This is a genomic window from Roseibium sp. (assembly GCF_025698965.1).
Classification (GTDB): Bacteria; Pseudomonadota; Alphaproteobacteria; order Rhizobiales; family Stappiaceae; genus Roseibium.
Map to the genome: position 1 here is coordinate 1 of NZ_JAILWL010000648.1, position 2,786 is coordinate 2,786.

3 protein-coding genes and 1 pseudogene are annotated in these 2,786 nt (G+C 57.5%); all 4 read right to left on the reverse strand.

Annotation, left to right across the window (positions count from 1 at the left end; genetic code table 11):
- Positions 1 to 262: pseudogene (locus K5905_RS31045) on the reverse strand (hypothetical protein); the annotation flags it as partial.
- 29 nt (positions 263 to 291) lie between these two features.
- Positions 292 to 531 (reverse strand): DUF4170 domain-containing protein, encoded by a 240-nt coding sequence (locus tag K5905_RS31050; RefSeq protein ID WP_297591578.1) that lies wholly within the window; start codon positions 529 to 531, stop codon positions 292 to 294.
- 37 nt (positions 532 to 568) lie between these two features.
- The gene (locus K5905_RS31055) at positions 569 to 1,381 is read right to left on the reverse strand and encodes a 3'(2'),5'-bisphosphate nucleotidase CysQ (RefSeq protein WP_297591579.1); all 813 of its coding nucleotides are present in this window, start codon (positions 1,379 to 1,381) and stop codon (positions 569 to 571) included.
- Positions 1,368 to 2,711, reverse strand: a complete 1,344-nt coding sequence (locus tag K5905_RS31060) for a TldD/PmbA family protein (protein WP_297591580.1) — start codon at positions 2,709 to 2,711, stop codon at positions 1,368 to 1,370. Before K5905_RS31060 ends, K5905_RS31055 begins: the two co-directional genes overlap by 14 nt.
- Positions 2,712 to 2,786 lie beyond the last annotated feature (75 nt).

A 2,786-nucleotide genomic window follows, 5' to 3' on the forward strand; every position in this document is an offset into this window, starting at 1 on the left:
CTGCAATCGCATTGACTTCTCCGTCGGCAGATCTCGAAATCATGACCTTTGCCGGCCAGTGTTTCGGCTTTGCAAAAGGAACCATGAAATGCTGTCCGTGCCACATGGCCACGATAACCGGCAGATCCTTTTCCCTCTCGTCATGAATACCTTTCGGTTCTATGACGAAGCGGTTGGTAAAATAGACCAGTTTCAGATAACCGGCGAGCACAGTACCCACACCTGAAAGGACCCAGGGGTGGCGGCCGAGGCGCTTGATCATTTTTCTTGTCGCCTGAAATATAGCGCTGCCTAAGCTGCCGTTTCCGGATCGAGCAGGCGATGCATGTGTACAATGAAATAACGCATATGGGCGTTATCGACGGTCGCCTGCGCCTTGGCTTTCCAGGCTGTGTAGGCTTCCTCGTAATTCGGATAGATGCCGACGATGTCGAGCGCGTCGAGGTCGCGGAAAGTCAGACCTTCCGGAGATTCCAGCTCCCCGCCAAACACAAGGTGAAGAAGCTGTTTCGGGGTGTCGGTATCACTCATGAATATCCTCGTTCCTCATCAATTCGGCAGTGATCGCCTATGTGATCAATCGATCCAGCACTGCACGCGCAGGCTCAAACAGCGTTGATGACGTTGCTATCAATGCGGGGTGACCGGTTTTGGCGCGATTGTAGATCAGGCTTCGTCCGGACAGGTCCGTCAGTTTCCCGCCCGCTTCCTGCACCAAAAGATCCGCCGCCGCAAGGTCCCAGTCACTCGGGCCACCCCGCGCAGTCCCGACATCGATCCTGCCCGCCGCAACCATGGTCAACCGGTAAGCCAGCGACCTCAGAATTCCGGTACCGATGAAACCTGCTGCCAGTACGTCCTTGTTTGCGACAATCGAATGTGGGCCGGAAAGCGTCGCACCGGAAACCGTCGCGTGTTCGGACACATGAACCCGATTGCCGTTCAACCATGAACCACCGCCGGATCGGGCAACAAACATCTCGTCGCGCCGCGGGCAAAAAACAGCTCCGGCGATCGGTCTCCCGTCTTCGACAACGGCGACTGACACCGTCCATTCATCGCCACCGGCCAGAAAGGCTCGGGTTCCATCGATCGGGTCAACGATGAAAACACGTGCGCAATCCAGACGAGACGGGTCGTCAGCCGTTTCCTCCGAAAGCCAGCCATAGTCCGGTCGTGCCGAACGCAACTGGTCCGTCAAAAACAGATCCACCGCCAGATCCGCCTCGGAAACCGGAGATCTGTTGCCTTTCAACCAGGTTTCCGGGTCACGTCCGAAATACTCCAGCGCGAGCGCACCGGCTTGCCGAGCCGCGGCTTCCAGCAATTTCAGATCTTCAGCAGGACCTCCACCAGGAGCGCCATCATCAGCTTCCGGCAAGCGCCATTCCTTCAATCATGACAGAGGGGGTGGCCGCAGAATATCGATTGTCCAGATCACTACCAGGCACAAGAGCCTTGAACATGTCGTTCAAATTGCCTGCGATGGTGATTTCGCTAACCGGTTCGACAATTTCACCGTTTTCAAACCAGAACCCCGCTGCCCCGCGGGAATAGTCGCCCGAGATGCCATTGACACCGTGGCCGATCAGATCCGTGACGAGGAGGCCACTTCCGGCTTCGGCCATCAATTCTTCAAGCGACTTCTCTCCTGGCATCAGTGTGATATTGGTGGCTCCCGGCACCGTGCCGCTACCGCTACGGTGCGCGCGTCCATTCGGCTTCAGTCCCAATTCGCGCGCGGAAGCACAGTCCATGAACCAGCTCTGAAGAACACCGTCCTCGATCACGTTGAGGACGTCCGCACGTGTGCCTTCACCATCAAAGGGACGTGTCGCCGCTCCGCGGCGTTTGAAAGGGTCGTCAACAACCTGAATACCGGATGCAAAAACCGCTTCCCCCATCTTGTCCTTCAAGAAGCTGGTCTTGCGTGCGATCGAAGCGCCGTTGATTGCTCCTGTCAGGTGACCAAGGATGCTGCGGGCTGCCCGGGATTCGTAGATGACATTTGCGGTCCGGGTTGTCAGCTTCTGCGGATTGAGACGCCTCACGGCTCGCTCGCCGGCTCGCCGACCGATCTCTGCCGGACTCTCCAGATCTTCAAAATAGGTCCGGCTGTCGAAATCATAGTCCCGCTCCATGGCGGTTCCATCACCGGCCACCGCCGTCATGCTCATGCCGTAACGCGAAGAAATGTAGGACCCCTGGAAACCGTGACTGGTTGCCAAAACAATCCCGGAAAGCCGCCAGGAGGCGCTCGCACCACCGGATTTGCTGACCCCGTTGACTGCGAGGCCGGCAGCTTCGGTATCAAGTGCGATTGCCGTCAGATCCTCGGCGGACAGTTCTTTGGTATCCAGAAGCTCCAGTTCCGGGAAATCTTTGACAAGAAGATCCGGGTCGGCAAGGCCCGCATAAGGATCTTCAGGCGCGACCTTCGCCATGGCGACGGCGCGCTCGGCCAGACTGTTCGGATCATCAAGCTGATTTGCCGAAACGGCCGCAGTTCGCTTTCCTACAAAAACCCGAAGGGTAACGTCGTCGCCTTCGGCCCGTTCCGTTTCTTCGACGTTGCCTTCTCTGACATCCACACCGAGCGAAACACCGGTAACGGCAATTGCATCGCACGCATCTGCACCGGCTTTGCGAGCCGCGTCCACGAGACGCGCAGCGCGTGATTGCAGTTCACTTTGATCAATCAGTTCTGACATATGTTCCGCCTTGAAGGGTCTGTTGTGCTGTTGTTTACGCCCAGCGCCGGTCGGCTGCAACCACCAGTCCGGAAT